Source organism: Streptomyces sp. RP5T, from assembly GCF_003933965.1.
Lineage (GTDB): Bacteria > Actinomycetota > Actinomycetes > Streptomycetales > Streptomycetaceae > Streptomyces.
Window position 1 is genome coordinate 1 of sequence record NZ_RSAJ01000626.1, and the last position, 4,674, is coordinate 4,674.

The 4,674-nt window shown below is 71.4% G+C and carries 3 protein-coding genes; 2 read left to right on the forward strand and 1 reads right to left on the reverse strand.

The genetic code is table 11. From position 1 onward, the window contains the following. Positions 1-118 precede the first annotated feature (118 nt). Positions 119-1,732, forward strand: coding sequence for an alpha/beta hydrolase (locus tag EHS43_RS37875; RefSeq protein ID WP_125195152.1), 1,614 nt, complete (start codon positions 119-121; stop codon positions 1,730-1,732). A gap of 69 nt (positions 1,733-1,801) precedes the next feature. Here EHS43_RS37875 and serC read toward each other — a convergent pair whose 3' ends face one another. Further along, complete coding sequence (serC, locus tag EHS43_RS37880) at positions 1,802-2,920, reverse strand: phosphoserine transaminase (RefSeq protein WP_125195153.1); 1,119 nt, start codon at positions 2,918-2,920, stop codon at positions 1,802-1,804. 90 nt (positions 2,921-3,010) lie between these two features. Between serC and EHS43_RS37885 the strand changes: the two genes are divergently transcribed. After that, positions 3,011-4,674: FAD-binding oxidoreductase (locus EHS43_RS37885; RefSeq protein ID WP_148104196.1), on the forward strand; the 1,664-nt coding region annotated here is incomplete at its 3' end.

The window sequence follows — 4,674 nt, forward strand, 5'->3', positions numbered from 1 at the left end:
GGGGAGGCGTGGGACCGGAGGCGCTTGGTACGGGCCAAGTGCCTCCGGCTCAAAGGAGTTTCAAATCTTTCGTTCAGACGTTTCTCATCCGGAGACTTCTTCGACAGGATGCGGCTTCATGAGAAGAAGCGCAGTTGTGCTGTGCGGTGCGACCGTCGTCCTGGCGGGAGCCGTCACGGCCGTCCCCGCCGAGGCCGGTACCTCCGGCACAGCGGCCACCGCCCTGTCGGCGAAGGTCAGCTGGAAGAAGTGCGGCACCGAGAACCACCCCACGCTGCAGTGCGGTTCGGTGAAGGTGCCGCTCGACTACGCCCACCCGAAGGGGCGCCAGATCACGCTGGCCCTGTCCCGGGTGCCGCACACCGCGAAGACGTACCAGGGCCCGCTGCTGGTCAACCCCGGCGGTCCCGGCGGCAGCGGACTCGGCCTCGCCGGGTTCGTCGCCTCGAACCTGCCCAAGGCGGTCGCGGCCCAGTACGACGTCATCGGCTTCGACCCGCGCGGTGTCGGCCAGAGCAAGCCCGCCCTCGACTGCGCCCCCGGCCACTTCAACCCGGTCCGGCCCCCGAGCGTCCCGAACACGCCCGCGATCGAGAAGGCCAACCTGGAGCGCGCCAGGTCCTTCGCCGCCGCGTGCGGGCGCAAGTACGCGGACGTGCTGCCGTACATCAACACCATCAACGCCGTGAAGGACATGGACTCGATCCGCGGGTCCCTCGGCGCGAAGAAGATCAACTACTTCGGCTACTCGTACGGCACCTACCTGGGCCAGGTCTACGCGAAGCTCTTCCCGGACCGGGTGCGCCGCCTGGTGCTGGACTCCATCGTCGACCCCGACGGGGTCTGGTACGACGCCAACATCTCGCAGGACTACGCCTTCGACGCCCGCCAGAAGGCGCTCATGGCGTGGATCGCCAAGTACGACTCCACGTACAGGCTCGGCACGAATCCGGCCAGGATCGAGGCCAAGTGGTACGCCATGCAGGCCCAGTTGGCGAAGACGCCGGCCGGCGGCAAGGTGGGCGCGGCCGAACTGGAGGACACCTTCATACCGGGCGGCTACTACAACGGCTACTGGCCCGACCTGGCCAAGGCGTTCGCCGCGTACGTCAACGACAAGAACGCCGCCCCGCTGGTCGCGGCCTACGAGAACCTCGCCGCGATCGACGCCTCCGGTGACAACGGCTACAGCGTCTACACGGCCGTCCAGTGCCGTGACGCCTCCTGGCCGCGCGACTGGCGGCAGTGGCAGAAGGACAACTGGGCCGTGTACAAGAAGGCCCCGTTCATGGCGTGGAGCAACGCCTGGTACAACGCCCCCTGCGCGTTCTGGCCCACGAAGACGCTGAAGCCGGTGAACGTCGCCAACTCCAAGCTGCCGCCGGTGCTGCTGTTCCAGGCGACGGACGACGCGGCCACCCCGTATCAGGGCGGCGTCACGGTCCACCGTCTCCTCAAGCACTCCAGCCTGGTCGTCGAGCAGGGCGGCGGCAACCACGGCATCTCGCTCAGCGGCAACGCCTGCCTCGACAAGTACCTCGCCAGGTACCTGACGGACGGCACGGTCCCGCGCGGCCACGGCACCGCCGACGCGGTCTGCAAGAAGCTGCCCGACCCTGAGCCGCAGGAGGCCCAGCCGGCGAAGGCGTCGTCCCTGACCGGCGCGTCAACCCCGGCCCCGGCGGTGTCCGGCGGCGGCACCCTGCACGGTCTGCTCGGCTTCCGCGGCTGACGCCGGCCGCAGGACGAGGAAGGGGCGCCCGGTGCTTACCGGGCGCCCCTCATCGTCGTACCGAAGTGCTCAGAGCTTCTCGATCACGTAGTCGACGCACCTGGTGAGCGCCTCGACGTCCGCCGGGTCGATGGCCGGGAACATCGCGACGCGCAGCTGGTTGCGGCCCAGCTTGCGGTAGGGCTCGGTGTCGACGATGCCGTTGGCGCGCAGGACCTTGGCGACCGCGGCGGCGTCGATCTCGTCCGAGAAGTCGATCGTGCCGATCACCTGGGAGCGCTTGGCCGGGTCGGTGACGAACGGCGTGGCGTGCTTGGACTCATCCGCCCAGCTGTACAGGCGGGTCGAGGAGTCCTTGGTGCGGGCCGTCGACCAGGCGAGTCCGCCCTGGCCGTTGATCCACTCCAGCTGCTGGTTCAGCAGGAAGAGGGTGGCGAGGGCCGGGGTGTTGTACGTCTGGTTCTTGCGGGAGTTGTCGATCGCCGTCGGCAGCGAGAAGAACTCCGGGACGTGGCGGCCGGACGCGTGGATCCGCTCGGCGCGCTCGATCGCGGCCGGGGAGAACACGCCGATCCACAGACCGCCGTCGGAGGCGAAGGACTTCTGCGGAGCGAAGTAGTAGACGTCCGTCTCGGCGATGTCGACCGGGAGGCCGCCCGCGCCGGAGGTGGCGTCCACCAGGACCAGGGAGCCCTCGTCGGCACCGGCCACGCGCCGGATCGGGGCCGCGACACCGGTGGAGGTCTCGTTGTGGGTGAACGCGTACACGTCCACGCCCGCCTCGGCCTGCGGCCCCGGGTGCGTGCCGGGGTCGGAGGAGATGACGGTCGGCTCGGCCAGCCAGGGGGCCAGCTTGGACGCCTTCGCGAACTTCGACGAGAACTCGCCGAAGGTCAGGTGCTGCGACTTGTTCTCGATCAGTCCGTGCGTCGCCACGTCCCAGAACGCGGTGGAGCCGCCGTTGCCGAGGACGACCTCGTAGCCCTCGGGGAGCGAGAACAGCTCACTGATGCCCTCGCGCACCTTGCCGACCAGGTTCTTCACCGGGGCCTGGCGGTGGGAGGTGCCGAGGAGGGAGGTTCCGGTCGCGGCCAGCGCGTCCAGCGCTTCCGTCCGCACCTTGGAGGGGCCCGCGCCGAATCGACCGTCGGCGGGCTTGATGTCAGCGGGAATCTGGATCTCAGCCACGAGGGGAGCGTAGCCGCTGGGGAAACCCGGCCGAAACGTAGTCCGTCGGGTGAGACGCGGCGGTGTTGACCGGACTGGTTTGCTGGAACCATGACGGATCTTGAGGCCGACCTGCGCAAGGCCGTCCGGGGCGAGGTCGGTTTCGACGTCACCTCCCGGGCCCTGACCACGATGGACGCGTCCAACTACCGGCGCGTCCCCCTCGGGGTGGTGGCCCCGGCGGACGCCGACGACGTGGCCGCCGTGCTGGAGGTCTGTCGCTCGCACGGGGTACCCGTGGTGGCGCGCGGCGGGGGCACCTCCATCGCCGGACAGGCCACCGGGACCGGGGTCGTCCTGGACTTCACCCGGCACATGAACCGGCTGCTGTCCGTCGACCCCGACAGCCGTACCGCCGTCGTGCAGCCCGGTCTCGTCCTCGACCGGCTCCAGGAGGCCGCCGCCCCGCACGGGCTGCGGTTCGGGCCCGACCCCTCCACGCACGGCCGGTGCACGCTCGGCGGGATGATCGGCAACAACTCCTGCGGCTCGCACTCGGTGGCGTGGGGCACGACCGCCGACAGTGTGAGCGAGCTCGATGTCGTCACCGCGCGCGGCCGGCGGCTGCGGCTCGGACAGGAGTGGGCGGGGGCACCGGCAGGGCTGCGGGAACTCGTCGACGGGGAACTCGCGCGGCTCAGGACCGGGTTCCCCGAGCTGCCCCGCCGGATCTCCGGGTACGCGCTGGACGCCCTGCTGCCCGAGAACCGGGCCGATGTCGCCCGGTCCTTCTGCGGCAGCGAGGGCACCCTCGGCATCCTCACCGAGGCCGTCGTCCGGCTGGTGCGGGCGCCACGCGCGCGTGCGCTCGCCGTCCTCGGGTACGCGGACGAAGGCGCGGCCGCCGAGGCCGCCGCCGGGCTGCTGGTGCACCGCCCCCTGACGGTGGAGGGCATGGCGGCCGACCTGGTGCCCTCGGCGGCCGCGCTGCCGAGGGGCGGCGCGTGGCTGTTCGTGGAGACCGGCGCGGACAGCGAGGGCGAGGCACGCGCGCGTGCGGAGGAGATCGTGCGCGCCGCCGACGTCCTCGACGCCCTCGTGGTCACCGACCCCGCCGGACAGCGTGCCCTGTGGCGCATCCGGGAGGACGCCAGCGGCACGGCCACCCGGATGCCTGGGGGCACCTCCCGGCCCCCTGGGGCTGGGGGAGGCACCGAGGCCTGGCCCGGCTGGGAGGACTGCGCGGTGCCGCCGCCCCGGCTCGGCGCGTACCTGCGGGACTTCCGGCGGCTGCTCGGCTCCCACGGCCTGCGGGGCACCCCGTACGGTCACTTCGGCGACGGCTGCATCCACGTCCGCATCGACTTCGACCTGCTCACCGCGCCCGGCATCGCCCGCTTCCGGCGCTTCTCCGAGGAGCTCGCCGACCTCGTGGTGGCCCACGGCGGGTCGTTGTCCGGCGAGCACGGGGACGGACAGGCCCGCGCCGAACTGCTCCCGAGGATGTACGGCGACGACATGGTCGCCCTCTTCGAGCGCACGAAGGCCCTCTGGGACCCCGACGACCTGCTGAACCCCGGCATGCTGGTCCGCCCGGCCCCCCTCGACTCCCACCTGCGCTTCGCCGTCCTGCCCCGCGAACCGGTCGACGTGGCCTTCGGGTACCCGGCCGACGGCGGTGACTTCTCCGCGGCCGTACGGCGCTGCGTCGGCGTCGCGAAATGCCGTACGACCACGGTGTCCGGGCCCGCCGTCATGTGCCCGTCCTTCCGGGC

Bases quoted from the DNA above. Each gene is read 5' to 3' on its own strand.
- EHS43_RS37875 (WP_125195152.1), top strand. From the start codon at position 119: ATGAGAAGAAGCGCAGTTGTGCTGTGCGGTGCGACCGTCGTCCTGGCG.